The organism is Actinotignum inguinis, assembly GCF_051265835.1.
GTDB classification, from domain to species: domain Bacteria; phylum Actinomycetota; class Actinomycetes; order Actinomycetales; family Actinomycetaceae; genus Actinotignum; species Actinotignum timonense.
The window spans coordinates 1-25,397 of the sequence record NZ_JBOZDP010000004.1; the positions used below are offsets into that span (position 1 = coordinate 1).

Below are 25,397 nucleotides of genomic sequence, written 5' to 3' on the forward strand. Positions count from 1 at the left end.
GTAGTGCGAGAATTGCGCGGGGAACGGTTGTGCGCGGTGCACTTTTAGTACGACGGCGCAGCTGCGGCGCGCAGGCCCTTAGCCCAGAACCGCACACCTTCAGTACGACGGCGCGGCTTAGTCCCCGAGGGGTACCGGCACCACGCCGTACTTAGCGAGGCGGGCCGCTCCCCCATCGGGCTCGTTGAGCACCCAGATACCTCCGGCGTGCTTGGCGATTTGGCTTTCCCAATGGCAGGCATCCTGGCCGTCCGCGGTTTTAACCGTCCAGCCATCGGCCAGGGTGATATTCTCCTGGGAGCCTGCGGTAAGAATCGGTTCGATGCACAGCACCATGCCGGCCTTGAGCCGGGGCCCGCGCCCGCGGGTGCGGTAGTTGAAGACCGTGGGGTCTTCGTGCATGGCCCGCCCGATGCCGTGCCCGGTGAATTCTTCCACGATGCCCGGTTCGGGATCTTGGGCTACCACGAAATCGTCGATAGCCGCCCCGATATCGGATACAAATTTTCCGGTGGCCATCGCGGCGATACCCACCCACATGGATTCTTCCGTAATATCGGAGAGCCGCTGGCGGGCGGCCATCTGCTTCTCATCCCCACCCGGAAGAACAATGGAGAAACAGGAATCCCCATTCCAGCCGTTGAGGAGCGCCCCGCAGTCGAAGGAGACCAAGTCTCCCGGCTCCAGGATTTCCTCTTCGCTGGGGATACCGTGCACCACGGTGTTATTCACCGAGATGCAGGTCTGGGCCGGGTAATCGTAATACCCGTAAAAATTCGAGACGGCCCCGTGTGCCTCCAAGACGGCCTTGGCGCGCTGGTCGAGCTGCGCCGTCGACATTCCGGCTTTCACGTGGGCGCGCAAGTCATCGTGAATCGCGCGCACCACGAGCGCGGCCTGGCGCATGCCCAGGATATCCGCCTCGCTGCGAAGATTAATCATCGGTGCGCCTACCGGCCCAGGAAATCGCGCAGCGCGCTATCAATCGCGGCCGCGACTTCCTCCACGGTACCCAGGCCATTGACGGAGACCACGAGCCCGCGGCTGGCGTAGGCGTCGATAATCGGCTTGGTGGTGGCGTGGTACACCTCGATGCGGTGGCGGATAACATCCTCGGTATCATCGGCACGGCCCTGCTCGAGGGCGCGCCCGAGGAGGCGCTGGACCACCACGTCGTCGTCGGCCTGCAATTCCACCACGGCGTCCACGTTCTTCTCACCGAGCATGGCATCCAGGGCGCTCACCTGGTCGAGGTTGCGAGGGTAGCCATCCAGGAGGAAACCGGCGGCCGCATCGGCTTCGCCCAGGCGCTCCTCCACCATCTGGTTGGTGACGGAATCAGGAACCAGCTCGCCCTTTTCCGAATAGGAGGCCGCCAGGCGCCCGAGTTCATCCTGGGCCTTGGCGTGCGCGCGGAACAGGTCACCGGTGGAAATCGCCGGGATACCGTAGCGCTGCGCGATACCGGCCGCCTGGGTGCCTTTGCCCGCGCCCGGGGGGCCAACCAAAATCAAACGTACTGACATGAGTGGCACCTTTCTGTGTTATCGATGCGGAGCGCCCGCGCGCCCCGCCTGAAAGAAGGGGCGAGGCCGCGTTAGCGGATACCGCCGAGGAAGCCTTCGTAGTGGCGCTGCTGGAGCTGGGCGTTGATGTCCTTGACGGTCTGGAGGCCCACACCCACCAGAATCATGATGGAGGTACCGCCGAAACCGGACTGTACGATGCCGAGCGCGCTGAAGAGCAGCAGCGGGATGAGGGCCACGATGGTGAGGTAGGTGGCGCCCACCCAGGTGAGGCGATTCGAAACAAAGTGGAGGTAATCCGCGGTGGGTTTGCCGGCGCGCACATTCGGAATGAAGCCGCCGTACTTCTTCATATTGTCCGCCACTTCGTCTGTATCGAAGGCGATGGAGGTGTAGAAGAAGGTGAAGGCGAAGGTGAGAAGCGCGTAGGTGAGGATATAGGCCCAGCCATTGTGCTGGAAATTGCGCTGGATCCAGATCACCCACGAAGAGTTCTGATTCCCGAAGGTGGAAATCATGGTGGGGAGCATGAGGATCGAGGAAGCGAAGATCACCGGGATAACGTTCGCCATATTGATCTTGATGGGCAGGTAGGTGGTGGACCCGCCGTAGGTGCGCCGGCCGATCACACGCTTGGCGTACTGGACCGGAATGCGGCGCTGGGACTGCTCCACGAAGGTAACAACCAGGGTGATGAGCGCGAAGACCACGATCACGATGAGGAGGGTACCGATGCCGTGCCCGGCGTAGATCTGACCCATCATCGAGGGGAAGCCGGCGCAAATACCCGTGAAGATGAGGATGGACATACCGTTACCCACCCCGCGTTCGGTGATGAGTTCGGCCATCCACATGATGAGGCCGGTGCCGGCCGTCATGGCGAGGATGGTCATGGTGTAGGTCCACCAGGTGGCATTCGGGATCACCGGTTCTTTGCAGCCGGCGAAAAGCGTGAAGTTCGCGGTGGCCACCACAACCGAGGACTGGAGCAGGCCCAGCCCGATGGTGAGGTAGCGGGTGTATTCCGTCAGCTTCGCGGTACCCGACTGCCCCTGCTTATGCAGTTCCTGGAAGCGCGGGATCACCACGCGCAGCAGCTGCACAATAATCGAGGCCGTAATATAGGGCATGATTCCGAGGGCGAAAACGGAGAGCTGCATCATCGCGCCACCTGAGAACAGGTTGAGCATATCGATGAGATCCTGCGCGCCCGACTGCTGCGTGGTGCACTCCCGAATATTACTCAGGCTCACGAACGGAGCCGGGATGAAGCTGCCCAAGCGGTAAATCACCATAATCATCATGGTGAAAAGCAACTTGCGGCGCAGATCCGGGGTGCGGAAAGCAGCTGCGAAAGCCTTAATCAAGATTCCTCCTGATGGTGACGGATCGCGCGGGGCAGTCCGTTATCGTCGAGAACCGTCGGGTGACGGAAATGGGGACAAGCGTATTTTCTGGGAAAGTACGTACGACGGCGCACCGGCCACGCTGCTTATTCGCCACTGAAAGCAATCTTTCCGCAGCAAAGCAATACTTCAGCAGGGCTGCCTGCGCCCAGAAAAAAGCTCGCCCCCGCCATAATAGCGGGGACGAGCAAATTTCGCACTGTTCATCCACAGAGTGTGGGTGAGTGCTCAGTCAAACGGTGGCCGTGCGGCCAGCGCGTATTACTTGGATTCGACCTGCGGCGCGGAGATAGAACCCCCGGCAGCCTCGATCTTTTCCTTAGCCGAATTCGACCACGCTTCCACTTCGACGTCGAGCTTGACGGAAATCTCACCGGTTCCGAGAACCTTGACCGGGGAGTTCTTGCGAACCGCGCCCTTGGCGACGAGATCCGCCGAGGTCACCTTCCCACCTTCGGGGAAGAGCTCGCCGAGCGCCGAAACGTTAATGACCTGGTATTCGACCCGGAACGGGTTCTTGAAACCGCGCAGCTTCGGAAGGCGCATATGCAGCGGCATCTGGCCACCTTCGAAGCCGGGACGCACGGTATTACGTGCCCGGGTACCCTTGGTACCGCGACCGGACGTCTTACCCTTGGATCCTTCACCGCGACCAACGCGAATCTTCGCCTTGTTCGAACCGGGAGCCGGACGCAGGTCGTGCAGCTTAATGATGGAATCCTTTTCTGCTTCCGCCATTAGTCAACCTCCTCCACCGTAACGAGGTGAGCCACGGCGCGAACCATGCCCTTCACCTCGGGGGTATCCTCGCGCACAACGGACTGACCGATCTTGCGCAGACCGAGCGTGCGCAGGGTGTCCTTCTGGCGCTGGATCGCACCAACAACACCCTTCACCTGGGTGATCTTAAGATTTGCCATTACGCACCAACTCCCGCGGCCGCGGCCTCATTTTCCGCCTTGGCGGCTTCGGCCTCTTCGATCTCGCGTTCCTTGGCTTCCGCTTCGGCGCGGGCCCGCAGCATAGCTTCGGGAACGACGCGCTCGATGGGGAGCCCACGCCGGGCGGCAACCGCTTCGGGCTGCTCAAGCTGCTTGAGGGCAGCCACGGTGGCGTGCACGATATTGATCGCGTTCGAGGAACCGAGCGACTTGGAGAGCACATCGTGAATACCCGCGCACTCCATAATGGCGCGCACCGGGCCGCCGGCGATAACGCCGGTACCGGGAGCGGCCGGGCGCAGCAGCACAACGCCGGCGGCGTCTTCGCCCTGCACCACGTGCGGGATGGTCCGCGCGATACGCGGGATGCGGAAGAAGTTCTTCTTCGCTTCCTCGGTACCCTTGGCGATAGCGGCGGGAACTTCGCGGGCCTTGCCGTAGCCGACACCCACGAGGCCGTTGCCGTCGCCCACCACCACGAGGGCGGTGAAGGACATCCGGCGGCCACCCTTGACCGTCTTCGCAACGCGGTTAATGGTCACCACGCGCTCGATATAAGCGTTCTTTTCTTCACCGCGACGGTTGTCACGGCGGTTCTCACGACGGTTGTCGCGGCGGCCGCGACGACCTTCGTTGCGATTTTCCCGGCCGTTCTGGGCCGGATCCTGCTGCTCTGCAGCCATTTTCCTCTGCCTTTCCTCAGCCGTTAGAAATCGAGTCCTGCTTCGCGCGCACCTTCGGCGACAGCTGCAACGCGACCGTGGTACTGGTTGCCACCGCGGTCGAAGACCACGGCGCTGATCCCAGCGTCCTTGGCGCGCTGACCGACGCGTTCGCCGACCTTCCGCGCGATTTCTGTCTTGGTACCCTCCGCTTCGCGCAGGTCAGCCTCGTAGGACGAGGCGGCCGCGAGAGTGCGGCCCACGACGTCGTCGATAACCTGGGCGTAAATATGGCGGTTGGAACGCGAAACCACGAGACGCGGCCGCGCGGCGGTACCGGAAATACGCTTGCGCAACCGGAAGTGGCGGCGCGCACGAGCGATGTACTTGCCCTTGCCCTTGATGGTAACAGCCATCACTTACCAGCCTTTCCAGCCTTGCGACGAATAACTTCGTCCGCGTACTTGACACCCTTGCCCTTGTAGGGTTCGGGCTTACGAAGCTTGCGAATCTTCGCTGCGGTTTCACCCACGAGCTGCTTATCGATACCCGAGACCGTGAACTTGGTCGGGGTCGTCACCGTAAAGGTGATACCCTCGGGAGCTTCGAAAAGAATCGTGTGGGAGTAGCCCAGCGAGAATTCGAGATCAGAACCCTTGGCGACCACGCGGTAACCGGTTCCGACGATTTCCATCGCCTTGGTGTACCCGTTGGTGACGCCCTCGATCATATTCGCGACGAGGGTGCGGGTCAGGCCGTGCAGCGAACGCGATTCGCGCTCGTCATTGGGCCGGGTCACCAGAACCGTATTGTCATCAACATTCACCGCGATCGGCTCGGCCACGGAGAGCGCGAGCTGACCTTTGGGGCCCTTGACGGTGACGTCCTGGCCGGAAACCGACACGTCGACGCCGCCGGGGATAGCGATGGGAAGCCTACCAATTCGAGACATTATTGCACCTACTTCCCATTACCAGACGTAAGCGAGGACTTCCCCGCCAACGCCCTTATCCTTGGCCTCGCGGTCCGTCATGAGGCCGGAGGAGGTGGACAAAATAGCCACACCCAGGCCGTCAAGAACGCGCGGCAGGTTCGTGGACTTCGCGTAAACGCGCAGGCCCGGCTTGGAGATGCGCCGGACGCCAGCAAGGGCGCGCTCACGGTTCGATCCGTACTTCAACGTGAGGGTGAGAGTCTTGCCCACCTGGGCACTCTCCACCTCGTAGGAGTCGATGTAGCCTTCGCGCTTCAAGATGTCCGCAATATGGGACTTAATCTTGGAGTACGGCATAGACACCGACTCATGGAACGCCGAATTGGCGTTACGCAGACGCGTCAGCATGTCTGCGATTGGGTCAGTCATTGTCATTTTGGGCTGTGGCCCTTCCTCGTCGCGGTTTCCGATGGACCTGCGACGTAGTCTTTACCAGCTGGACTTCTTAACACCGGGGAGTTCGCCGCGCAGGGCCAACTCACGCAGGCAAATACGGCACAGGCCGAACTTGCGGTAAACGGAATGCGGACGGCCGCACCGGTTGCAACGGGTGTACGCACGAACGGCGAACTTCTGCTTACCGGCGGCCTTTTGCTTCAGAGCGGTCTTTGCCATATTTAGGCCTCCTTGAAGGGGAATCCGAGATGCTTGAGAAGAGCGCGCCCTTCGTCGTCGCTCCCGGCAGAGGTCACCACGGTGATGTCCATACCGCGCACGCGATCAATCTTGTCCTGGTCGATCTCGTGGAACACGGTCTGTTCGGTCAGACCGAAGGTGTAGTTCCCGTTGCCGTCAAACTGCTTGGGCGAAAGGCCGCGGAAGTCGCGGATACGCGGCAGCGCGGTGGAAATAAGCCGGTCGAGGAATTCCCACATGCGGTCACCGCGGATGGTGACGAAGCACCCGATGGCCTGGCCTTCACGCAGCTTAAACTGCGCGATGGACTTCTTGGCCTTGGTGATCATCGGCTTCTGGCCGGTAATCGCCGTCATATCGGCGACGGCGCCGTCGAGTACCTTGGAGTCACGCGCAGCATCACCCACGCCCATATTCACCACGACCTTGACGATCTTGGGAACCTGGTTGACATTGACGTACTTAAATTCTTCCTGGAGTTCCGGGATGATGTGTTCCCGGTACTTCACCTTGAGACGGGGGGTATCGCTCACAGTTCGATTTCCTTCCCGCCGCGGCGTCCGATGCGCTCACGGACAATCTTCTTCTTGCCGTCGCGCTCCACCTCTACCTCGCGGTAGCCCACGCGAATCGGCTTGCCATCGTGAACGAGGGCAACGTTCGAAATGTGAATCGGTGCTTCAACGGTTTCAATACCGCCGGTGGTGCCGCCCCGCGAGGTCTGCCCCACACGCACGTGCTTCTTCACGCGCTGGACGCCTTCCACGATGACGCGATCACGCTTGGTATCAACGGAAAGCACGCGCCCCTGCATACCCTTATCGCGCCCGGCGATAACTTGGACGAGATCATCCTTCTTAATCTTCGCCATTAGATCACCTCCGGAGCCAGCGAAATGATGCGCATGAACTTCGCGTCGCGAAGCTCACGCCCAACGGGCCCGAAGATACGGGTGCCGCGGGGTTCGCCGTCGTTCTTCAACAGCACGGCTGCGTTTTCGTCGAACTTGATGTAGGACCCGTCCTTGCGGCGCGTTTCCTTAACTGCACGGACGACGACCGCCTTGACGACGTCGCCCTTCTTTACGTTTCCGCCCGGAATAGCATCCTTGACGGTGGCGACGATGGTGTCACCAATTCCGGCGTAGCGCCGGCCGGAGCCGCCGAGCACGCGGATGCACAAAAGTTCCTTGGCACCGGTGTTATCGGCGACGCTAAGCCGCGTCTCCTGCTGGATCATGTGTTTCTATCTCCTATTGTCGTGCCGGTTCTCGGATTCGAGCCTTGCCGAACGAATGGGTTCGCGCGAACTGCGCCGGCCCAAACGCCTTTGGCCCACATGCGAGGGCCGCCTGCGTTCAGGCCGGTCACATTCGCTCAAGCTAGGAAAGCCCTAACTACTTCGCCTTCTCGATGATCGTAACGACCCGGAAGTGCTTGGTCGCGGAGAGCGGGCGGGTTTCCATAATGGAAACCAAATCGCCTACGCGAACTTCGTTATTTTCGTCGTGCGCCTTCACTCGCTTGGTGCGGGTAATAACTTTACCGTATAGCGGGTGCTTTACGCGATCTTCAACTTCAACAACAACGGTCTTGTCCATTTTGTCGGAGACCACGTAGCCGCGCAGCGACTTGCGATGATTACGTGTTTCGGTGCTTGCGTTCTCGCTCATCTCATCCTCACTTACTGAGCGGCCGGAGCGGTTCGAATGTTCTTCTCCCGCTCGCTCTTAATGGTGTAAATGCGAGCAATCTCGCGACGAACTTCCCGCAGGCGGCCACTGTCCTCCAGGCGGTGAGTCACCGCCGAGAAGCGGAGGTTGAACAGTTCCTTCTTCGACTCGGCAAGCTTCTCGAGAAGCTCCGCGTCGGTCATCGCGTCGAGTTCCGCGGTGGTCAGTCCCTTAGCCATTACTCAACCTCCTCACGGGTGATAAAGCGGGTCTTGATGGGCAGCTTGTGCTGGGCGCGGCTCATGGCCTCACGGGCGAGAGCCTCATCCACGCCGGCCATTTCGAACATGACCCGGCCGGGCTTGATATTGGCAACCCAGGTTTCCACCGGGCCCTTACCCGAACCCATACGCACGCCGAGCGGCTTCTTGGTGAGCGGGCGATCCGGGAAGATATTGATCCAGATCTTACCGCCACGCTTGACGTGACGCGTCATGGCAATACGGGCTGCTTCAATTTGACGATTGGTGATGTAGGCCGGCTCGAGCGCCTGGATGCCGTATTCACCGAAAGCCAGCTGAGTTCCGCCCTTGGCCATACCCTTACGGTGCGGACGGTGCTGCTTGCGCCATTTAGTACGACGAGGAATCAGCATGAGTTATGCCTCCGTTCCGGTTGATTCCGGCGCGGCCACCGGAGCTTCGGCTCCGGCCGCCGGGCTCTGAGCCTGTTCGCTGCGGGCTTCCCCACGCTGGCCACCGCGACCGCGACCGGCGCCGCGGCGACCGCGACGATCCGAACGGCCCCCGCGCCCACCGCGCGGAGCTTCCGCGAGGCTGCGGTAGTACTCAGCGTCGGTCAGATCACCGCGGTAGATCCACACCTTCACGCCGATGCGGCCGAAGGTGGTACGCGCTTCGTAGAAACCGTAGTTGATATTCGCGCGCAGGGTGTGCAGCGGCACGCGCCCTTCGCGGTAGAACTCGCTACGCGACATTTCGGCGCCACCCAGACGGCCCGAGCACTGCACGCGGATGCCCTTGGCACCGGCGCGCTCGGCGGACTGGATACCCTTGCGCATGGCGCGGCGGAAGGACACGCGCGAGGCGAGCTGTTCCGCGATACCCTGCGCCACGAGCTGGGCGTCAGCTTCCGGGTTCTTCACTTCGAGAATATTGAGCTGCACGGCCTTACCGGTCAGCTTCTCCAGATCAGCGCGGAGGCGATCAGCTTCCGCACCGCGCCGGCCAATGACGATGCCGGGGCGAGCGGTGTGGATATCCACAACCACGCGCTCGGCGCGGCGCTCGATGTGCACGCTGGAAATCCCGGCGCGCTCGAGCGTCTTTTCGATCATGTCACGGATTTTGACATCTTCGAGGACGTAGTCCGAGTAGCGCTGCCCCTTCTTGGTGGAATCAGCGAACCACTTGGAGCGGTGGTCGGTCGTGATGCCGAGACGGAACCCAATAGGGTTGACTTTCTGTCCCACTAGCGGGCCCTCCTCTGGTTCTTGGTCTTGGGCTTCTCGTCGGTAACGATAACGGTGATGTGACTCGTCCGCTTGTTGATGCGGTTCGCCCGGCCCTGGGCACGCGGCTGGATACGCTTCATCGTCGGGCCTTCATCGGCGTAAATTTCGCCAATGAACAGCTCGGACTCATCGAAGCGCTCCCCCGCCTGCTCGGCGGCGTAGCGCGCGTTGGCGATGGCCGACTCCACGATCTTACGAACCGGAGTGGCGGCCGCAAACGGTGCGAACTGCAGTACGTCAATAGCGTCCAGGGCGCGCCGGCCGCGGATGGTGTCCACGACACGACGGGCCTTCATGGGCGACACGCGCACGAAGCGCGCCTGCGCCTTTGCTTCCATAGTTCTGCCTTACTCTCTCGCTCGAGGCCCCGGCTTAGCGCCGGCGGCCCTTTCGGTCGTCCTTGTCGTGCCCGCGGAAGGTGCGGGTCGGGGCGAACTCCCCGAGCTTGTGGCCAACCATGGATTCGGTAATGAATACCGGCACATGCTTGCGTCCATCGTGCACTGCAAAGGTGTGACCCAGGAAATCGGGGGTGATAACCGACCGACGCGACCAGGTCTTGATTACGTTCTTGGTGTTCTTCTCGTTCTGCTCGTCGACCTTCTTGTAGAGGTGCTCGTCGACGAACGGACCCTTCTTCAAACTGCGGGGCATCAGCTAATCCTTCCTCAGCGCTTCTTGCCGGTCTTGCGACGGCGCACGATGAGCTTGTCGCTGGCCTTGTTCGGACGGCGGGTACGGCCTTCCTTCTTGCCCCACGGGCTAACGGGATGGCGCCCACCGGACGTCTTACCTTCACCACCACCGTGCGGGTGGTCCACCGGGTTCATCACAACACCGCGGACGGTCGGGCGCACGCCCTTCCAGCGCATACGGCCGGCCTTACCCCAGTTGATATTCGCCTGCTCGGCATTGCCGACTTCACCGACGGTGGCGCGGCAACGCACGTCCACGTTACGGATTTCACCGGAGGGCATACGCAGCTGCGCGTACTTGCCTTCGCGGGCAACCAACTGCACGGAAGCGCCGGCGCTGCGGGCGATCTTGGCCCCGCCCAGCGGCTTGAGTTCCACATTGTGCACCGTGGTACCGAGCGGGATATTGCGCAGCGGCAGGTTGTTGCCGGGCTTGATATCCGCATTCGGACCGGTTTCGATGAGATCGCCCTGCTTCACGCCGCGGGGAGCAACGATGTAACGCTTCTCGCCATCAACGAAGTGAAGCAGCGCAATGCGCGCGGTGCGGTTCGGATCGTATTCAATGTGCGCAACCTTGGCCGGCACGCCGTCCTTATCCCAGCGACGGAAGTCGATGAGACGGTACTGGCGCTTGTGCCCACCGCCCTTGTGACGGGTGGTGATGCGTCCCTGGTTGTTACGCCCACCGGTCTTCTTCAGGGGACGAACGAGGGACTTCTCCGGGGTCGAACGAGTGATCTCGGCGAAGTCGGCAACGCTCGCACCGCGACGACCCGGGGTCGTCGGCTTGTACTTACGAATTCCCATGAGTTCTTATTCCTCAGTTCCTCGAATCGCCTATTAGACGATTTCGCCGTAGATGTCGATGGAGCCTTCACGCAAGGTGACGATGGCCCGCTTGGTATTCTTGCGCCGCCCGATGCCGTTGCGCGTACGCCGGGTCTTGCCCTGGCGGTTCTGCGTATTGACGGAGGCAACCTTGACGCCAAAAATCGCTTCGACGGCCTGCTTGATTTCGGTCTTATTCGAACGCGGATCAACGAAGAAGGTGTACTTACCCTGTTCTTCGAGCAGCGCGCTCTTCTCCGACATCACCGGGGCGAGGATGACATCGTGCGGGTTCTTATTCCAGAAGTTACCGTTCTCAGTCATTACTTCTCATCCTTCTTGGTGTTCTTCTCCACGAACGCGCCGAGCGCGGCTTCGGTGAAGATAACGTCGTCAGCAGCAAGAACGTCGTAGCTATTGAGCTGATCAACGTAGAGGACGTGGATCTGCGGGAGGTTGCGCACGGAGAGCACCGAGGCGTCATCTTCACGCTGGACCACGACGAGCGCCTTGCGCCCCTCGTTCATCTTCTCGATGAGCGTACGCGCCGCCTTGGTGGACGGGGTCTCATCGGCAACAAAAGCGGTCACGGCGTGAATACGCTCGTGGCGAGCCCGGTCCGAAAGGGACTGCAGCAGCGCGGCCGCGATCATCTTCTTGGGGGTGCGCTGCGAGTAGTCACGCGGCTGCGGGCCGTGGACAACGCCGCCACCGACCCACTGCGGAGCGCGGATCGAACCCTGGCGGGCCCGGCCGGTCCCCTTCTGGCGCCACGGCTTCTTGCCGCCGCCGGACACCTGACCGCGGGTCTTCGTGGCGTGGGTACCGAGGCGAGCGGCAGCTTGCTGCGCGTTAACGACCTGGTGGACCAGCGCCATATTGAAGTCGAGATCAAAGAGCTGAGCCGGGAGGGTGGCCTGCGAGGTCACCTTGCCGGTTTCATCGAGAACGTCAATCTTGAAGTCTGCCATTGTTAGGCTCCCTTCACGGACGTGCGGACCACAACCGAGCCACCCTTTGCACCGGGGATGGCGCCAACCACGAGCAACAGGCCGTTCTCGAGGTCAACGGAGTGGATGGACAGATTCTGCACCGTGACACGGTCCTGACCCATGCGACCAGCCATGCGCAGACCCTTGAAGACGCGCGAGGGGGTGGCGCAGGCGCCGATGGAACCGGGCTTGCGGTGGTTGCGGTGCGCACCGTGGGAGGCCGACACACCGGCGAAGCCGTGACGCTTCATCACACCGGCGAAGCCCTTACCGCGGGAGGTACCGATAACGTCAACGGACTGACCGGCTTCGAAGATATCCGCGGTCAGTTCCTGCCCGAGCGTGTATTCACTGGCATCGGGGGTGCGGATTTCCGCCAGCTTCTTGCGCGGCGTAACACCGGCCTTAGCGAAGTGGCCCTGGAGCGGCTTGGTGACGTTCTTCGTCTTTTCATCGCCCGAGGCGAGCTGCACGGCGGAATAGCCGTCAACCTCGGGGGTGCGAACCTGGGTCACCACATTGGTGCCCACGCGCACAACGGTAATGGGAAGGAGGCGCCCGTCCTCATCCCAGAGCTGGGTCATCCCCAGCTTCGTGCCCAGCAACGCCTTCACGGGCTTGCTGGCAACAGCTTGCTTGGAGTTCATTGCGTATTACCTCAGAGCTTGATTTCCACGTTGACGTCAGCCGGAAGATCGAGACGGCGCAGGCTGTCAATCGTCTTCAGGGTGGGATCCACGATGTCAATAAGGCGCTTGTGTGTGCGCATCTCAAAGTGATCGCGGGAGTCCTTGTACTTGTGGGGCGAGCGGATAACGCAAAAAACGTTTTTTTCCGTCGGCAGCGGGACGGGTCCCACCACGGTCGCGCCGGTACGCGCAACTTCATCGACGAGCTTCTTGGCCGCGCTATCAATGACCTCGTGGTCATATGACTTCAGCCGAATGCGGATCTTCTGTCCCGCCATGGCGCGTCTACCTCTCTTTAGCTTCGGTGCCCGGTACCCGCACTCGGGCGTGTCGTACCGGAGGTAAATCTAGTAGCCATGCCCTATGTGAGGTTACGGAGAACCCTTTATACGATAATCGGCGTTGGGTAACCGATTAAGTTCCTTCGCTCGTAATCCGAGCAACTTGTTAAGTATGCCAAAAACTTCGGCGTACTTTCAAGACTTTCACGGCGAACGTGCGCCGTTTCTCATTCCCAGCGAGCCCGAAGGCCTGCCGGCACGGGTAAAAATTTTACCGAAAGGCCGCGTTTCGTGCAAGAAACGGTTGCGGTGAAGCGCTTCACGTCGCGGTACGACGACGCCGCAGCCTCCCGGACTCTCGGCCACGCGGGCCGCCAGCGGCGCCGTCGCCCCACCCTTGCCCCGGATGCCGCCACCACCTAGCATGGCCTTAAGTGATCTACATCGCTTAGCAGCGCGGATGCTGCGGGCGGGTGATCATCCACCATACCGAGGAGGTAGACAAAGATGTCCTATCGATCAACAAATCCCTATACCGGTGAGGTGCTCGCCGAGTTCCCCTATGCCACCGATGCCGAGGTGGATAAGGCCCTCGAGCTGGCCCACGAAACATTCCAGACGTGGAGCCGCACCTCCATCGCCGAACGCGCCGCTATTTTGCGCCGCGCCGCGGATATCGCGGAAGAACGCGCGAGCGAACTCGGGGCGCTGGCCACCCTGGAAATGGGCAAACTCATTGGGGAAGCCACCGGGGAAGCCGGCGGCACCGTTCCAACAATGCTGCGTTGGCTCGCTGATGAAGCGGAAAATATTTTAGCTCCGCGCCCTGTCAGCTCCACCGCCGCACCTTTTGAAGGCTATATTGACTATCGCCCGGAGGGCGTCGTCGTCGAAATTGAACCGTGGAACTTCCCGTACTACCAGGCCATTCGCGGTTTCGCGCCCGCAATGCTCTGCGGCAACACGGTTATCCTCAAGCACGCGTCGATTTTGCCGCAATGCGCCGCAGCGATTGTCCAGGTGCTCTACGATGCCGGGCTGCCGCGCGGGGTATGGCAAAATCTCTACGCCACCCACGCGCAGGTGGAGCGGCTCATCAGCGACGACCGGGTACGCATTGTTACGCTCACCGGCTCAGAAGCTGCGGGAGCGAAAATCGCGCAGCTCGCGTCCCGGCACCTGAAGAAATCCGTGATGGAACTGGGTGGTTCCGATCCCTTTATTGTTTTGGACGACGCCGATATTGAGGCCACCATCCAGCTGGCAATTATGGGACGCTGCTTCAATGCCGGCCAGGTATGCGCCTCCCCCAAACGCATGATCGTTCCCGATGCGCTCTATGACCGTTTCGTTACCGGCCTCAAGGAGAGCACCGCGCAGCTGCGGCCCGGGGACCCGGCAGCAGAAGACACCACCGTGCCGCCCATGTCGTCCCGCGAGCAGGCCGCCACGGTCAATGATCAGATTCGGCGGGCTATCGAAGGCGGGGCGAGCGCCACTCCCCTGGGCCATATCGTTCCCGAGGGAGATACCTGGGTGCAGCCCACCCTGCTCGAAAACGTGGAGCGGGATAACCCCCTCTTCTACGAGGAGATTTTCGGGCCGGTCTGGAGCGTGTACCGGGTATCCTCGGAAGAAGAAGCAATCCGACTGGCTAATGATTCGTGCTACGGGCTGGGCGGAACGGTTCATTCGGTAGACGTTGCGCATGCCGCGCGCGTTGCCGCCCGGGTAGATACCGGCACCGTTGCTATTAACTCCCCGGTTCCCGCTGTTCCCGCCGGCATGCCTTTCGGCGGTGTCAAGCGCTCCGGTTTCGGGCGCGAGATGGGCTACGAAGGGGTACGCGAATTCGCCAATATCCAGTCGATTCTTCTCCCGGAGGGAATCTCCGCGGCGGAGTTCCTCTCCTCGCTTTCAGGAAAGGAGTAAGCATGAAAGCAGCAGTAGTCAATTCTGTGGGCGGTGGGTTCACCATCGAAGATATCGAAATTGCCGAACCCATCGGGCGCGAGGTACTTTTCGACGTCAAGGCTTCCGGCCTGTGCCGCTCGGATCTCACGCTCTCCACCACCAATTTCGGTTTCCCCTTCCCGCAGGTGCTCGGGCACGAAGCCGCCGGCGTGGTTACTGCCGTAGGCCCGGACGTGAAGGAAATCAAGGTGGGTGACCACGTGGTTGCCTCCCTCATCCAGTATTGCGGACACTGCCGGGCCTGCCGCGAATCACGCATGTACGAATGCGAATTCCCGGAGGAAACACTACGCGGCCCAGACGAAGCCCCGCGGCTGAGCCGGAAAGGCGAACCGATTTTCCAAACCTACGGCATTGCCGGCTTTGCGGAGCAGGCGCTCGTGCACGAACACCAGATCGCGAAGATCAACCCGGACATGCCTTTCCCGCAGGCCTGCGTGATCGGCTGCGCGGTCATTACTGGCGCGGGCGCGGCTCTCAATACCGCGCGGGTACGCCCCGGTGACACCGTGGCGGTGGTGGGCTTGGGCGGAGTGGGCCTGAGCATCGTCAACGGCGCCCGCATTGCCGGGGCCAGCCGGATTATCGGGGTGGATACCAACCCGGAGAAGGAAGAATTCGGAAAGAAATTCGGGATGACCCACTTCGTGAACGCGGGCGACCGGGATGTTATCGAGCAGATCTTCGCCGCGACCGAGGGGCGCGGGGTGGATAAGTCCTTCGAGGCTCTCGGCATCGTGCCCACGATGGAGACGGCCATCGCCGCCACCCGCCAGGGTGGGGACGTGTACGTAGCCGGGGTCTTCAAGCCGGAGATGGAGTGGACCATTAATCCGCTCAACGAATTCTTCGTGCACCGGCGCCATATCCACGCGGTGTACATGGGGAATACCGATATTAAGACCGATATTCCCCAGTACGTGGAGTTCTACCAGCAGGGCCGCCTCCACCTGGATGACCTTGTCGCCACGGAAATTGCCCTTGATGATATCGACGCCACCTATAAGGCGATGGTGGATCATCACGCCGGGATTGGGCGCGTGGTTATCACGTCCTTCTAGCGGGTGGGCCGCGCGGCGGCGTGCTAGAGCAAAGCCGCGAGTTCAGCCAGGGGGAACTCCCCCACATCCACGGTGAAAGCGCCGGCATTGCGGGCCGCGGCCAGCCCCGGCCCGGAATCCTCGAAAGCGAGGCAGCTCTCAATAGGAACGCCAAGGCGCTGCGCACCCAGGAGGTACGGGGCGGGATTCGGTTTACCGGGGACGTCATCATCCCCGGTAACCGCCGCCTCCAGCCTGCTTCCCGGCCCGGCCAGGAAGATTTCCACCGGGCGGCCCGGGGTGGCCGTAACAAGTGCCTGCGGGATGCCGGCCGCGGAGAAAGCATCGAGGAGCTCAGCCGCCCCGTCAATAAGTTCCGCATCGGCCATATGATCGGCCATGGCCCTTAGCACCTCAGCAAACATTTTCCAGGGGTCCACTTCTCCCCCGCCGCGGCGTACCGCGGCCATCATGCGCCGCCCGTGCGCAATCGTATCCGCACCGCGGATCGCCAGCACATCCTCATCGGTCCAGATTCCACCGTGGGAACGCACCACATTTCCAGATACCCGGGCCCATTCCTCTTCAGAATCCACCAGGGTGCCGTCCATATCCCAGAGTACCGCGGCCGGAGCGACAGATCCCGCCGAGCCTGCAGCACCCACCGCTGCCGGGGCTGCGTTTCCTGCTGCCGGGGCAACGCTGCCCGCCATATCACCGGGAAACCCGATTTTCTTATACACGTCCTCAAGAGCCATAGCGCCACTCTGCCAAGTTCTGCGTCGTCGTGCAAATATACGACGGCGCGCAAGCATCCCCGCGCGGTTGCGCATCGCGCAGCGGCGCACCTGTACGGCACGCAAGCATCAAGCGTAACGGCGCACCGTACGGCGCCCATAACACCCACGCATAACAAAGGGACCCTAGCGCAGTGCTAGGGTCCCTTCCCGCCTCGCGGCGGACGTTTTGCTCAGTTACCCGGTGACCGGGTAGCTGCGCCCAGATGCATCAAAGTTACTTGATGATCTTGGTGACGCGCCCTGAACCAACGGTGTGGCCGCCCTCGCGAATAGCGAAGCCGAGGCCTTCTTCCATGGCGATGGGCTGGATGAGCTCAACCGACATCTCGGTGTTGTCGCCGGGCATAACCATCTCGGTGCCTTCGGGCAGCGTGATGACGCCGGTGACGTCCGTGGTGCGGAAGTAGAACTGCGGGCGGTAGTTGGAGAAGAACGGGTTGTGACGGCCGCCTTCTTCCTTCTTCAGCACGTAGACCTGAGCTTCGAACTGGGTGTGCGGGGTGATGGTGCCGGGCTTGGCCACAACCTGGCCGCGCTCAACATCTTCACGCTTGGTACCGCGGAGCAGCAGACCGCAGTTTTCGCCGGCTTCGGCGTAGTCCATCTGCTTGTGGAACATTTCGATACCGGTGACGGTGGTCTTCTGGGTATCGCGGATACCGAGAATTTCCACTTCCTCGTTGAGGTTGAGGATACCGCGCTCCACACGGCCGGTGACCACGGTGCCACGACCGGTAATGGTGAAGACGTCCTCAATCGGCATGAGGAACGGCTTATCGGTGTCACGCACCGGATCCTCGAAGTAGTTGTCCACCTGGTCCATGAGCTCTTCGATGGAAGCAACCCACTTCGGATCGCCTTCCAGCGCCTTGAGAGCGGAGATCTTCACGACCGGGAGGTCATCGCCCGGGTACTCCTGGGAGGACAGAAGTTCACGAACTTCCATTTCCACGAGTTCGAGCAGCTCTTCGTCGTCAACCATATCGGACTTGTTGAGAGCAACGATGATCTGGGGCACGCCAACCTGACGGGCGAGCAGCACGTGCTCGCGGGTCTGGGCCATCGGGCCGTCGGTCGCCGCAACCACGAGGATCGCGCCGTCCATCTGGGCCGCACCGGTGATCATGTTCTTGATGTAGTCCGCGTGGCCGGGGGCGTCAACGTGTGCGTAGTGACGCTTCTCGGTCTGGTATTCCACGTGGGACACGTTGATGGTAATACCGCGCTGGCGCTCTTCGGGAGCGTTGTCAACCTGATCGAACGGGGTGTACTCGTTCAGATCCGGGTACTTATCCGACAGAACCTTGGTGATAGCAGCGGTCGTGGTCGTCTTTCCGTGATCGACGTGACCGATGGTGCCAATGTTCATATGCGGCTTGGACTTATCGTACTTGGCCTTCGCCACTGGGCCCTCCTGGGACTCTAGAAATTACTTACAGCTATGTGGATGATGCTCGCGCATAATCCGGTCTGTTCCGAACAGTTACCTATTGTAAACGAAACCGGCGACTATTCACCACGAGATTCCGCGATGATCTGTTCCGCAACGGCCTTCGGGACTTCGGCGTAGGAATCCATCTGCATGGAATACACCGCGCGCCCCTGGGTCTTCGACCGCAGGTCACCAACGTAGCCGAACATTTCGCTCAGCGGCACGTTGGCGCGCACGATCTTGACGCCCGTCGCATCCTCCATGGACTTGATCATACCGCGCCGGGAGTTCAGGTCGCCGATAACGTCGCCCATGTACTCTTCCGGGGTGCGGACTTCCACGTCCATGATGGGCTCCAGGAGCACCGGGTTGGCGCGGCGTGCGCCTTCCTTGAACACCTGGTTACCCGCGATCTTGAACGCCAGCTCCGAGGAGTCGACGTCGTGATAAGCGCCGTCTTCCAGGGTGGCCTTGACGCCCACCACCGGGAACCCGGCGAGGACACCATTCTGCATGGCTTCCTGGATACCCTGATCAACAGACGGGATGTATTCACGCGGAACGCGACCACCGGTCACGGCGTTGACAAATTCGTAAGTATCGCCGTCTTCGTTGGAGTCAAGCGGCTCAAACGTGACGATGACACGCGCGAACTGGCCCGAACCACCCGTCTGCTTCTTATGGGTGTATTCGACGCTATCGACCTTCTTGCGGATCGTCTCGCGGTAGGCAACCATCGGAGCACCGACGTTCGCATCAACCTTGAACTCACGCTTCATACGGTCGACGAGGATATCGAGGTGGAGTTCGCCCATACCGCCGATAACGGTCTGGCCGGTTTCCTCATCCTGACGAACCGTGAAGGTCGGATCCTCTTCCGCGAGCTTCTGAATAGCCACGGAAAGCTTTTCTTGGTCACCCTTCGACTTCGGCTCAATCGCCACGTGAATCACGGGCTCCGGGAAGGACATGGACTCAAGAATAATCGGGGCGTCCTGGGCGCAGAGGGTATCACCGGTGGTGGTATCCTTCAGCCCAATGAACGCGTAAATATGCCCGGCATGCGCTTCTTCAACAGGGTTTTCCTTATTGGAGTGCATCTGGAACATCTTGCCCACGCGCTCCTTGCGGCCCTTGACCGAGTTGAGCACCTGGGTGCCGGCCGAAACCTTACCGGAGTACACGCGGATGTAGGTGAGCTTGCCGTAGAAGGGGTGCACCGCAATCTTGAAGGCCAGCGCGGAGAACGGTTCGTTCTCGCTCGGGTGGCGTTCTTCGGTTTCGCCGTCTTCTTCGTGACCCGGCTTGAAGCCCTTGATAGCGGGAACGTCAATCGGGGCGGGCAGGAAGTTCACCACGCCGTCCAGCGCGGGCTGAATACCCTTGTTCTTGTAAGCCGAACCGGCGTACACGGGGTAGATTTCCGAGGCGATGGTGCGGATACGCAGACCCTTGATCATATCCTCGGTGCTCAGCTCGCCGTCCTCGAGGTACTTCTCCATGAGTTCATCGGAGGCTTCGGCGGCATCTTCCATGGCGGCCATACGCAGTTCTTCGGCCTTGGCCTGCAGTTCCGCGGGGATATCCTCTTCCACCACCACGGCGCCCCAGGTGTCATTACCCTGGGCGTCCTTTTCGGGGAAGCGGATGGCCTTCATCTTGAGGACATCCACCACGCCGGAGAAGTCATTCTCCGCGCCGATCGGGAAGGTGATGACAGTCGGGTGGGCGCCGAGGCGGTCCCGAATGGTCTGGACGGAGAAGTCGAAGTTAGCCCCCAACTTATCCATCTTGTTGATGAGGCAAATACGCGGCACATGGTACTTATCAGCCTGACGCCACACGGTTTCCGACTGCGGCTCCACGCCTTCCTTACCGTCGAACACCGCGATGGCGCCGTCCAGCACGCGCAGGGACCGCTCCACTTCCACGGTGAAATCAACGTGGCCGGGGGTGTCGATGATATTGAACTGCGTACCCTTCCAGAACGCGGTCACAGCGGCAGACGTAATCGTAATGCCGCGTTCCTTTTCCTGTTCCATCCAGTCGGTCGTCGAGGCGCCGTCATGGGTTTCACCCAGCTTGTGGTTGATGCCGGTGTAGAGCAGGATGCGTTCGGTGGTCGTTGTTTTGCCGGCATCGATGTGCGCCATGATGCCGATATTGCGAACCTTGGAAAGGTCCGTAAGCACTTCTTGTGCCACTTTTCGCTCTCTTCTATATCGCGGGTCAGATAACCCTGGTGATTACCAGCGGTAGTGGGCGAAGGCCTTATTGGCTTCCGCCATGCGGTGGGTATCCTCGCGGCGCTTCACAGCACCACCAAGGCCGTTGGAGGCATCGAGGATTTCGTTGAGGAGACGTTCCGTCATGGTGTTTTCGCGGCGCTGGCGCGCGAATTCCACCAGCCAGCGCAGGCCGAGGGCCGTGGAACGGCCAGCCTTGACTTCCACCGGCACCTGGTAGGTGGCGCCACCAACACGGCGGGAACGCACTTCCAGCTGCGGACGAATGTTATCCATAGCGCGCTTGAGAACCGCCAGGGCATCCTGCCCGGACTTTTCCGCCACGCCTTCCATCGCACCGTAGACGATGGACTGCGCCAGGGACTTCTTGCCATCCACGAGCACGCGGTTGACCAGCTGGGTCACCAGCTGGGAATTGTAAACCGGATCGCTAACCAGCGGACGCTTCTTAACCGGACCCTTACGAGGCATTACTTCTTCTCCTTCTTGGCGCCGTAACGGGAACGAGCCTGGTTGCGGCTCTTCACGCCCTGGGTGTCAAGGGCGCCGCGGACGATCTTGTACCGCACACCGGGGAGGTCCTTCACGCCACCGCCGCGAACGAGGACAATGGAGTGTTCCTGCAGGTTGTGACCTTCACCGGGAATGTACGCCGTCACTTCGATGCCGGAGGACAAGCGAACACGGGCAACCTTACGGAGCGCAGAGTTCGGTTTCTTGGGGGTGGTGGTGAACACGCGGGTGCACACCCCACGACGCTGGGGGCTCCCCTTAAGCGCCGGGCGCTTAGGAGCGCGCTTCTTCTTCGCGCGGCCCTCGCGGACCAGCTGCTGAATTGTAGGCACTACTTCTCCTGATAGACAGATGAATATTATAACGTTTGCCAAATCTGCCCGAACGCACACCGCTCATTACGGGACGGCCGAGGGCCGCCACAACAGACCCGCAAACAGGCAACCTAAACAAGAATAGCGGTTAATGCGAGGAGCCGTCAAAGCTTCGCGGGCTGAGGTGTTAGGAAACACACGGGCTGCGGGCCCACCCGGGCCGTTTTTCTGCGCCGCGTTTCTTTTTACGACGACGCCGCAGCGGGGCGGCCACACCGTGGCCGCCCCGCTGGGAACTCCCCCGCTACCGGGGAACTTATTTAGGAGAACATTCCGTAGCCGGCTCCGAGATCGAACTCTTGGAAGTCGGTATACGGGAAGGTGTCATCGAACATGTCGAAATCGGTGGCGGCAAAGCCATTGTTCTTTTCGAACTCCACCCGAGCTTCGGCAGTCGGTTCGATCTTGGCCGAGCGCATCGTCTCCAGGCCGGTACCGGCCGGGATGAGCTTACCAAGGATAACGTTTTCCTTCAGGCCCTCGAGCGGATCGGACTTGGAATTGAGTGCAGCCTCGGTGAGGACGCGGGTGGTCTCCTGGAAGGAGGCCGCCGAGAGCCAGGAATCCGTGGCCAGGGAGGCCTTGGTAATACCCATGAGCTCGGGGCGCCCGGAGGCGGGCTTGCCACCTTCGGCCATCGCCGCGCGGTTCTCATCTTCAAAGCGCGCCACATCCACGAGTTCGCCCGGGAGCAGCTTCGTGGTTCCCGCTTCCAGCACGGTAATGCGGCGCAGCATCTGGCGCACGATGACCTCGATGTGCTTGTCGTGGATTTCCACGCCCTGGGAGCGGTACACCGCCTGCACTTCGGAAACGATATGTTCCTGAGCCACCCGGCGCCCGGAAATACGCAGCACCTTCTTGGGGTCCACGCTACCTTCCACGAGCTGCTGACCAACATTGACGTGGCCGCCTTCGGGAACGAAGAGCTTGGCTCGCTTGGAGACCTGGTAGACAAGGTCCTCTTCGGCGTCGTCGCGCTGAATAATGAGGCGACGTACGCGCTCCCCATCCTCGATCTGGAGGATGCCGGCCGCTTCCGCGATCGGGGCCTCGCCCTTCGGGGTACGGGCTTCGAAGAGTTCCTGCACACGGGGAAGACCCTGGGTGATGTCGTCCGCGGAGGCCGAACCACCGGTGTGGAAGGTACGCATCGTCAGCTGGGTACCCGGTTCACCAATGGACTGGGCGGCCACGATACCCACCGCTTCGCCGATATCCACGAGCTTGCCGGTGGCCATGGAGCGGCCGTAGCACTTGGCGCAGGTACCGGTGCGCGACTGGCAGGTCAGCACGGAACGCACCGAAACCTGGGTCACGCCATTCTCAATGAGATGCTCGATAATCGCATCGCCCAGATCGGTTCCGGCAGCCGCCAGCACTTCGCCATCCTCGGATACAACGTCCTTCGCGAGGGTGCGAGCGTACACGGAAGTATCCAGCTGCGGATCGGGAATGAGGGTGCCGTCGGCGCCCTTCTCCGCGATGGTCTTGGTCAGGCCGCGGCTGGTCCCGCAATCGGATTCGCGCACGATAACATCCTGCGCCACGTCCACGAGGCGGCGGGTAAGGTACCCGGAATCGGCGGTACGCAAGGCGGTATCCGCCAGGCCCTTGCGGGCGCCGTGGGTCGCCACGAAGTATTCCAAAACCGAGAGGCCCTCGCGGTAATTCGAGGTAATCGGGCGGGGAATAATCGCGCCCTTCGGGTCGGCCACCAGGCCGCGCATACCCGCGATCTGGCGGACCTGTTCCCAGTTACCGCGCGCCCCGGAGGACACCATTCGGTTCACGGTGTTATCCGCGGTGAAGTTTTCGCGCATCTCCACGGCAATCGCGTCCGTCACTTCCGACCAGAGGTCCACGAGGTCGCGGCGGCGATCCTCGTCCTCGATACGGCCGGTGAGGAACTGGTTTTCGATAACCGCGGCCTTCTTTTCGGCTTCCGCCAGAATTTCCGGCTTCGATTCGGGTACGACGACGTCCGATACCGCAATGGTGGCGCCGCTGCGCCCGGCCCAGTAGAAACCAGCTGATTTCAGGGCGTCCAGCGAGGCGGCCACGTAGACCTTCTCGTAGCGTTCGGCCAGGCGATTGACGATCCCGCCGAGCACCTTCTTATCGACGGTCTCATTGACGTAGGGGAAGTCCACCGGGAGCGAATCATTAAAGATCGCGCGGCCCAGGGTGGTTTCCAGCAGCAGCCGGTCGCCTTCTTCGAAGTTCTCCGGGGCCTTCCAGCCGCGCGGGGGAACAACGTCCGCTTCGAAACGAATCTTCACCTTCGCATTGAGGTCAAGACTGCCCATGTCATAGGCCATCTGCGCTTCATCAATGGAGGTGAAGTAGCGGCCTTCCCCGGTGGCGCCGTCGACCTGAGATGTCAGGTAGAACAGCCCGATCACCATGTCCTGCGAAGGCATGGTCACGGGGCGCCCGTCGGAGGGCTTGAGGATGTTATTCGAGGAGAGCATGAGGATGCGCGCCTCGGCCTGGGCTTCCACGGAAAGCGGGAGGTGCACGGCCATCTGGTCGCCGTCGAAGTCCGCGTTGAAGGCGGAGCACACCAGCGGGTGCAGGCGGATCGCCTTGCCTTCAATCATGAGCGGCTCGAAAGCCTGAATGCCCAGGCGGTGCAGGGTAGGTGCGCGGTTGAGGAGCACCGGGTGCTCGCGCATAACCTCTTCGAGAACGTCCCATACTTCGGGGCGCTGGCGGTCGATGAAACGCTTGGACGCCTTGATATTCTTGGCGATTTCCAGGTCCACCAGGCGCTTTTGCACGAAGGGCTTGAACAGTTCGAGGGCCATCACACGCGGCAGCCCGCACTGGTGCAGCTTCATGGTCGGGCCCACCACGATCACGGAGCGGCCCGAGTAGTCCACGCGCTTACCCAGGAGGTTCTGGCGGAAGCGGCCCTGCTTGCCCTTGAGCATATCGGAGAGCGACTTGAGGGGGCGGTTGCCCGCGCCCTGCACCGGGCGCCCGCGCCGGCCGTTATCGAAGAGCGCGTCCACGGATTCCTGGAGCATGCGCTTTTCGTTATTGACCATGATCTCCGGGGCGCCCAGGTCCAGCATGCGCTTGAGGCGGTTATTCCGGTTGATCACGCGGCGGTAGAGGTCGTTGAGATCGGAGGTCGCGAAGCGGCCACCGTCCAGCTGCACCATGGGGCGCAGGTCCGGCGGGATCACCGGGAGGGCATCAAGCACCATCGATTCGGGCTTGGTATCCGAGTGCAGGAAGGCGTTGACCACCTTGATGCGCTTGAGGGCGCGAGCCTTGCGCTGGGCGGTACCCGATTCGATGACCTCCACGAGGCGGTCATGTTCGGCCTGCAGATCGAAGGAACGCAGCCGGGCCTGGATCGCTTCCGCACCGCGGGCGGCCTTGAAGTAGTCGCCGTAGTGCGCGTCCATTTCGCGGTAGAGGTCTTCATCGCCTTCCAGATCCCCCACCTTGAGCTTGGTGAAGCGATCCCACATGGTTTCCAGGCGCTCGAGTTCGCGATCCGTATTCTTGCGGATCTTGGCGAGGTCGTTATCGGCCGCGCGCTTGATCTTCTGCTTCTGGGAATCGGTCGCGCCATCTTCTTCGGCCTGCGCGAGCTCCTTTTCGAGCTCCTGCTGGCGGCTTTCGAGGGCAACATCCCGGTTCTTTTCCAGGGCGCGGCGCTCCAGTTCGTATTCGGACTGGAGGGTGGGCATATCTGCGCGGCGGGCTTCTTCATCAACTTCGGTCACCATATAGGCGGCGAAGTAGATGACCTTTTCGAGGTCCTTGGGGGCTACGTCCAGGAGGTAGCCCAGGCGCGAGGGCACGCCCTTGAAGTACCAAATATGGGTGACGGGAGCGGCGAGCTCAATATGGCCCATCCGTTCGCGCCGCACCTTCGAGCGGGTGACTTCCACGCCGCAGCGTTCGCAGACGATGCCCTTGAACCGCGGCCGCTTGTACTTACCGCAGGCACATTCCCAATCGCGGGTGGGCCCGAAGATCTGTTCGCCGAACAGGCCGTCCTTTTCCGGCTTGAGGGTGCGGTAGTTGATAGTTTCCGGCTTCTTCACCTCACCGTGCGACCAGGCACGGATATCATCCGAGGTTGCCAGACCAATGTGGAGCTGGTCAAAACGATTAACGTCGAGCAAGATTCCTACTT

At 61.4% G+C, this 25,397-nt stretch carries 33 protein-coding genes; 3 read left to right on the forward strand and 30 right to left on the reverse strand.

What is annotated here, in order from left to right:
* Nucleotides 1–117 precede the first annotated feature (117 nt).
* From map to rpsJ, 24 genes are all read right to left on the reverse strand, one after another.
* Nucleotides 118–942 carry a type I methionyl aminopeptidase gene (gene map, locus ACRQFC_RS03470; protein WP_087070542.1) on the reverse strand — a complete coding sequence of 275 codons (825 nt, stop codon included), beginning with the start codon at nt 940–942 and terminating at the stop codon, nt 118–120.
* An 8-nt stretch (nt 943–950) separates the two neighbouring features.
* On the reverse strand, nt 951–1,526 hold the full coding sequence (locus tag ACRQFC_RS03475) for an adenylate kinase (protein ID WP_026428272.1): 576 nt from the start codon (nt 1,524–1,526) through the stop codon (nt 951–953).
* A 71-nt stretch (nt 1,527–1,597) separates the two neighbouring features.
* A complete protein-coding gene (secY, locus tag ACRQFC_RS03480) occupies nt 1,598–2,893 on the reverse strand; it encodes a preprotein translocase subunit SecY (protein WP_026428273.1) in 1,296 nt (431 codons plus the stop codon).
* Nucleotides 2,894–3,193: 300 nt separating this feature from the next.
* Nucleotides 3,194–3,670 (reverse strand): 50S ribosomal protein L15, encoded by a 477-nt coding sequence (gene rplO / locus ACRQFC_RS03485; RefSeq protein WP_087070541.1) that lies wholly within the window; start codon nt 3,668–3,670, stop codon nt 3,194–3,196.
* Nucleotides 3,670–3,852, reverse strand: a complete 183-nt coding sequence (gene rpmD, locus ACRQFC_RS03490) for a 50S ribosomal protein L30 (RefSeq protein ID WP_026428275.1) — start codon at nt 3,850–3,852, stop codon at nt 3,670–3,672. The genes rplO and rpmD overlap by 1 nt, the downstream gene beginning before the upstream one ends.
* Entirely contained in the window at nt 3,852–4,556 is a 705-nt protein-coding gene (gene rpsE, locus ACRQFC_RS03495; protein WP_026428276.1) for a 30S ribosomal protein S5, read from the reverse strand. The genes rpmD and rpsE overlap by 1 nt, the downstream gene beginning before the upstream one ends.
* A gap of 23 nt (nt 4,557–4,579) precedes the next feature.
* A complete protein-coding gene (rplR, locus tag ACRQFC_RS03500) occupies nt 4,580–4,951 on the reverse strand; it encodes a 50S ribosomal protein L18 (protein WP_016443087.1) in 372 nt (123 codons plus the stop codon).
* Nucleotides 4,951–5,487 (reverse strand): 50S ribosomal protein L6, encoded by a 537-nt coding sequence (rplF, locus tag ACRQFC_RS03505; protein ID WP_026428277.1) that lies wholly within the window; start codon nt 5,485–5,487, stop codon nt 4,951–4,953. The genes rplR and rplF overlap by 1 nt, the downstream gene beginning before the upstream one ends.
* A gap of 18 nt (nt 5,488–5,505) precedes the next feature.
* Nucleotides 5,506–5,904, reverse strand: coding sequence for a 30S ribosomal protein S8 (rpsH, locus tag ACRQFC_RS03510; protein ID WP_026428278.1), 399 nt, complete (start codon nt 5,902–5,904; stop codon nt 5,506–5,508).
* A 54-nt stretch (nt 5,905–5,958) separates the two neighbouring features.
* Nucleotides 5,959–6,144: a type Z 30S ribosomal protein S14 gene (locus ACRQFC_RS03515; protein ID WP_016443090.1), complete on the reverse strand. Its 186-nt coding sequence runs from the start codon at nt 6,142–6,144 to the stop codon at nt 5,959–5,961.
* Nucleotides 6,145–6,146: 2 nt separating this feature from the next.
* A complete protein-coding gene (gene rplE / locus ACRQFC_RS03520; protein ID WP_016443091.1) occupies nt 6,147–6,698 on the reverse strand; it encodes a 50S ribosomal protein L5 in 552 nt (183 codons plus the stop codon).
* Nucleotides 6,695–7,036: a 50S ribosomal protein L24 gene (gene rplX / locus ACRQFC_RS03525; RefSeq protein ID WP_016443092.1), complete on the reverse strand. Its 342-nt coding sequence runs from the start codon at nt 7,034–7,036 to the stop codon at nt 6,695–6,697. The genes rplE and rplX overlap by 4 nt, the downstream gene beginning before the upstream one ends.
* Complete coding sequence (gene rplN, locus ACRQFC_RS03530) at nt 7,036–7,404, reverse strand: 50S ribosomal protein L14 (protein ID WP_016443093.1); 369 nt, start codon at nt 7,402–7,404, stop codon at nt 7,036–7,038. Before rplN ends, rplX begins: the two co-directional genes overlap by 1 nt.
* 157 nt (nt 7,405–7,561) lie before the next feature.
* A complete protein-coding gene (gene rpsQ, locus ACRQFC_RS03535) occupies nt 7,562–7,837 on the reverse strand; it encodes a 30S ribosomal protein S17 (protein WP_026428279.1) in 276 nt (91 codons plus the stop codon).
* A gap of 11 nt (nt 7,838–7,848) precedes the next feature.
* Nucleotides 7,849–8,076: a 50S ribosomal protein L29 gene (gene rpmC, locus ACRQFC_RS03540; protein WP_016443095.1), complete on the reverse strand. Its 228-nt coding sequence runs from the start codon at nt 8,074–8,076 to the stop codon at nt 7,849–7,851.
* Nucleotides 8,076–8,492, reverse strand: coding sequence for a 50S ribosomal protein L16 (gene rplP, locus ACRQFC_RS03545; RefSeq protein ID WP_016443096.1), 417 nt, complete (start codon nt 8,490–8,492; stop codon nt 8,076–8,078). The genes rpmC and rplP overlap by 1 nt, the downstream gene beginning before the upstream one ends.
* 3 nt (nt 8,493–8,495) lie before the next feature.
* Nucleotides 8,496–9,329, reverse strand: a complete 834-nt coding sequence (rpsC, locus tag ACRQFC_RS03550) for a 30S ribosomal protein S3 (protein WP_026428280.1) — start codon at nt 9,327–9,329, stop codon at nt 8,496–8,498.
* Nucleotides 9,329–9,709 (reverse strand): 50S ribosomal protein L22, encoded by a 381-nt coding sequence (rplV, locus tag ACRQFC_RS03555; protein ID WP_016443098.1) that lies wholly within the window; start codon nt 9,707–9,709, stop codon nt 9,329–9,331. The genes rpsC and rplV overlap by 1 nt, the downstream gene beginning before the upstream one ends.
* A gap of 34 nt (nt 9,710–9,743) precedes the next feature.
* On the reverse strand, nt 9,744–10,025 hold the full coding sequence (gene rpsS, locus ACRQFC_RS03560) for a 30S ribosomal protein S19 (protein WP_026428282.1): 282 nt from the start codon (nt 10,023–10,025) through the stop codon (nt 9,744–9,746).
* A 14-nt stretch (nt 10,026–10,039) separates the two neighbouring features.
* Complete coding sequence (rplB, locus tag ACRQFC_RS03565) at nt 10,040–10,876, reverse strand: 50S ribosomal protein L2 (RefSeq protein WP_026428283.1); 837 nt, start codon at nt 10,874–10,876, stop codon at nt 10,040–10,042.
* A 33-nt stretch (nt 10,877–10,909) separates the two neighbouring features.
* Nucleotides 10,910–11,221 carry a 50S ribosomal protein L23 gene (gene rplW, locus ACRQFC_RS03570; protein WP_016443101.1) on the reverse strand — a complete coding sequence of 104 codons (312 nt, stop codon included), beginning with the start codon at nt 11,219–11,221 and terminating at the stop codon, nt 10,910–10,912.
* Nucleotides 11,221–11,868, reverse strand: coding sequence for a 50S ribosomal protein L4 (gene rplD / locus ACRQFC_RS03575; protein ID WP_087070539.1), 648 nt, complete (start codon nt 11,866–11,868; stop codon nt 11,221–11,223). Before rplD ends, rplW begins: the two co-directional genes overlap by 1 nt.
* 2 nt (nt 11,869–11,870) lie before the next feature.
* Nucleotides 11,871–12,536, reverse strand: a complete 666-nt coding sequence (gene rplC / locus ACRQFC_RS03580) for a 50S ribosomal protein L3 (protein ID WP_016443103.1) — start codon at nt 12,534–12,536, stop codon at nt 11,871–11,873.
* A gap of 11 nt (nt 12,537–12,547) precedes the next feature.
* On the reverse strand, nt 12,548–12,856 hold the full coding sequence (gene rpsJ / locus ACRQFC_RS03585; protein ID WP_016443104.1) for a 30S ribosomal protein S10: 309 nt from the start codon (nt 12,854–12,856) through the stop codon (nt 12,548–12,550).
* A gap of 294 nt (nt 12,857–13,150) precedes the next feature.
* Here rpsJ and ACRQFC_RS03590 point away from each other — a divergent pair, with 294 nt between their 5' ends.
* From ACRQFC_RS03590 to ACRQFC_RS03600, 3 genes are all read left to right on the forward strand, one after another.
* Nucleotides 13,151–13,282: a hypothetical protein gene (locus ACRQFC_RS03590; RefSeq protein ID WP_257960040.1), complete on the forward strand. Its 132-nt coding sequence runs from the start codon at nt 13,151–13,153 to the stop codon at nt 13,280–13,282.
* Nucleotides 13,283–13,366: 84 nt separating this feature from the next.
* Nucleotides 13,367–14,791: an aldehyde dehydrogenase family protein gene (locus tag ACRQFC_RS03595; protein WP_087070538.1), complete on the forward strand. Its 1,425-nt coding sequence runs from the start codon at nt 13,367–13,369 to the stop codon at nt 14,789–14,791.
* A 2-nt stretch (nt 14,792–14,793) separates the two neighbouring features.
* A complete protein-coding gene (locus ACRQFC_RS03600) occupies nt 14,794–15,894 on the forward strand; it encodes a zinc-binding dehydrogenase (protein WP_087070537.1) in 1,101 nt (366 codons plus the stop codon).
* Nucleotides 15,895–15,917: 23 nt separating this feature from the next.
* Here ACRQFC_RS03600 and ACRQFC_RS03605 read toward each other — a convergent pair whose 3' ends face one another.
* The 6 genes from ACRQFC_RS03605 to ACRQFC_RS03630 all read right to left on the reverse strand — a co-directional run bounded on the left by ACRQFC_RS03605 (nt 15,918) and on the right by ACRQFC_RS03630 (nt 25,386).
* A complete protein-coding gene (locus ACRQFC_RS03605; RefSeq protein WP_159455007.1) occupies nt 15,918–16,631 on the reverse strand; it encodes an HAD family hydrolase in 714 nt (237 codons plus the stop codon).
* Between the two features lie 256 nt (nt 16,632–16,887).
* A complete protein-coding gene (gene tuf / locus ACRQFC_RS03610) occupies nt 16,888–18,078 on the reverse strand; it encodes an elongation factor Tu (protein WP_087070535.1) in 1,191 nt (396 codons plus the stop codon).
* A 104-nt stretch (nt 18,079–18,182) separates the two neighbouring features.
* Nucleotides 18,183–20,309 (reverse strand): elongation factor G, encoded by a 2,127-nt coding sequence (fusA, locus tag ACRQFC_RS03615; RefSeq protein WP_026428289.1) that lies wholly within the window; start codon nt 20,307–20,309, stop codon nt 18,183–18,185.
* Nucleotides 20,310–20,351: 42 nt separating this feature from the next.
* Entirely contained in the window at nt 20,352–20,822 is a 471-nt protein-coding gene (gene rpsG, locus ACRQFC_RS03620) for a 30S ribosomal protein S7 (protein ID WP_016443110.1), read from the reverse strand.
* Nucleotides 20,822–21,196: a 30S ribosomal protein S12 gene (gene rpsL / locus ACRQFC_RS03625; protein WP_016443111.1), complete on the reverse strand. Its 375-nt coding sequence runs from the start codon at nt 21,194–21,196 to the stop codon at nt 20,822–20,824. Before rpsL ends, rpsG begins: the two co-directional genes overlap by 1 nt.
* Nucleotides 21,197–21,498: 302 nt before the next feature.
* Nucleotides 21,499–25,386 (reverse strand): DNA-directed RNA polymerase subunit beta', encoded by a 3,888-nt coding sequence (locus ACRQFC_RS03630; RefSeq protein WP_087070534.1) that lies wholly within the window; start codon nt 25,384–25,386, stop codon nt 21,499–21,501.
* Nucleotides 25,387–25,397 lie beyond the last annotated feature (11 nt).

What these genes read in the sequence shown, in the direction of transcription:
- map (WP_087070542.1), bottom strand. Translation starts at nt 942, where the DNA reads ATGATTAATCTTCGCAGCGAGGCGGATATCCTGGGCATGCGCCAGGCC.
- ACRQFC_RS03475 (WP_026428272.1), bottom strand. Translation starts at nt 1,526, where the DNA reads ATGTCAGTACGTTTGATTTTGGTTGGCCCCCCGGGCGCGGGCAAAGGC.
- rplO (WP_087070541.1), bottom strand. Translation starts at nt 3,670, where the DNA reads ATGGCGGAAGCAGAAAAGGATTCCATCATTAAGCTGCACGACCTGCGT.
- rpmD (WP_026428275.1), bottom strand. Translation starts at nt 3,852, where the DNA reads ATGGCAAATCTTAAGATCACCCAGGTGAAGGGTGTTGTTGGTGCGATC.
- rpsE (WP_026428276.1), bottom strand. Translation starts at nt 4,556, where the DNA reads ATGGCTGCAGAGCAGCAGGATCCGGCCCAGAACGGCCGGGAAAATCGC.
- rplR (WP_016443087.1), bottom strand. Translation starts at nt 4,951, where the DNA reads ATGGCTGTTACCATCAAGGGCAAGGGCAAGTACATCGCTCGTGCGCGC.
- rplF (WP_026428277.1), bottom strand. Translation starts at nt 5,487, where the DNA reads ATGTCTCGAATTGGTAGGCTTCCCATCGCTATCCCCGGCGGCGTCGAC.
- rpsH (WP_026428278.1), bottom strand. Translation starts at nt 5,904, where the DNA reads ATGACAATGACTGACCCAATCGCAGACATGCTGACGCGTCTGCGTAAC.
- ACRQFC_RS03515 (WP_016443090.1), bottom strand. Translation starts at nt 6,144, where the DNA reads ATGGCAAAGACCGCTCTGAAGCAAAAGGCCGCCGGTAAGCAGAAGTTC.
- rplX (WP_016443092.1), bottom strand. Translation starts at nt 7,036, where the DNA reads ATGGCGAAGATTAAGAAGGATGATCTCGTCCAAGTTATCGCCGGGCGC.
- rplN (WP_016443093.1), bottom strand. Translation starts at nt 7,404, where the DNA reads ATGATCCAGCAGGAGACGCGGCTTAGCGTCGCCGATAACACCGGTGCC.
- rpsQ (WP_026428279.1), bottom strand. Translation starts at nt 7,837, where the DNA reads ATGAGCGAGAACGCAAGCACCGAAACACGTAATCATCGCAAGTCGCTG.
- rpmC (WP_016443095.1), bottom strand. Translation starts at nt 8,076, where the DNA reads ATGGCTAAGGGACTGACCACCGCGGAACTCGACGCGATGACCGACGCG.
- rplP (WP_016443096.1), bottom strand. Translation starts at nt 8,492, where the DNA reads ATGCTGATTCCTCGTCGTACTAAATGGCGCAAGCAGCACCGTCCGCAC.
- rplV (WP_016443098.1), bottom strand. Translation starts at nt 9,709, where the DNA reads ATGGAAGCAAAGGCGCAGGCGCGCTTCGTGCGCGTGTCGCCCATGAAG.
- rpsS (WP_026428282.1), bottom strand. Translation starts at nt 10,025, where the DNA reads ATGCCCCGCAGTTTGAAGAAGGGTCCGTTCGTCGACGAGCACCTCTAC.
- rplB (WP_026428283.1), bottom strand. Translation starts at nt 10,876, where the DNA reads ATGGGAATTCGTAAGTACAAGCCGACGACCCCGGGTCGTCGCGGTGCG.
- rplW (WP_016443101.1), bottom strand. Translation starts at nt 11,221, where the DNA reads ATGACTGAGAACGGTAACTTCTGGAATAAGAACCCGCACGATGTCATC.
- rplD (WP_087070539.1), bottom strand. Translation starts at nt 11,868, where the DNA reads ATGGCAGACTTCAAGATTGACGTTCTCGATGAAACCGGCAAGGTGACC.
- rplC (WP_016443103.1), bottom strand. Translation starts at nt 12,536, where the DNA reads ATGAACTCCAAGCAAGCTGTTGCCAGCAAGCCCGTGAAGGCGTTGCTG.
- rpsJ (WP_016443104.1), bottom strand. Translation starts at nt 12,856, where the DNA reads ATGGCGGGACAGAAGATCCGCATTCGGCTGAAGTCATATGACCACGAG.
- ACRQFC_RS03595 (WP_087070538.1), top strand. Translation starts at nt 13,367, where the DNA reads ATGTCCTATCGATCAACAAATCCCTATACCGGTGAGGTGCTCGCCGAG.
- ACRQFC_RS03600 (WP_087070537.1), top strand. Translation starts at nt 14,794, where the DNA reads ATGAAAGCAGCAGTAGTCAATTCTGTGGGCGGTGGGTTCACCATCGAA.
- ACRQFC_RS03605 (WP_159455007.1), bottom strand. Translation starts at nt 16,631, where the DNA reads ATGGCTCTTGAGGACGTGTATAAGAAAATCGGGTTTCCCGGTGATATG.
- rpsG (WP_016443110.1), bottom strand. Translation starts at nt 20,822, where the DNA reads ATGCCTCGTAAGGGTCCGGTTAAGAAGCGTCCGCTGGTTAGCGATCCG.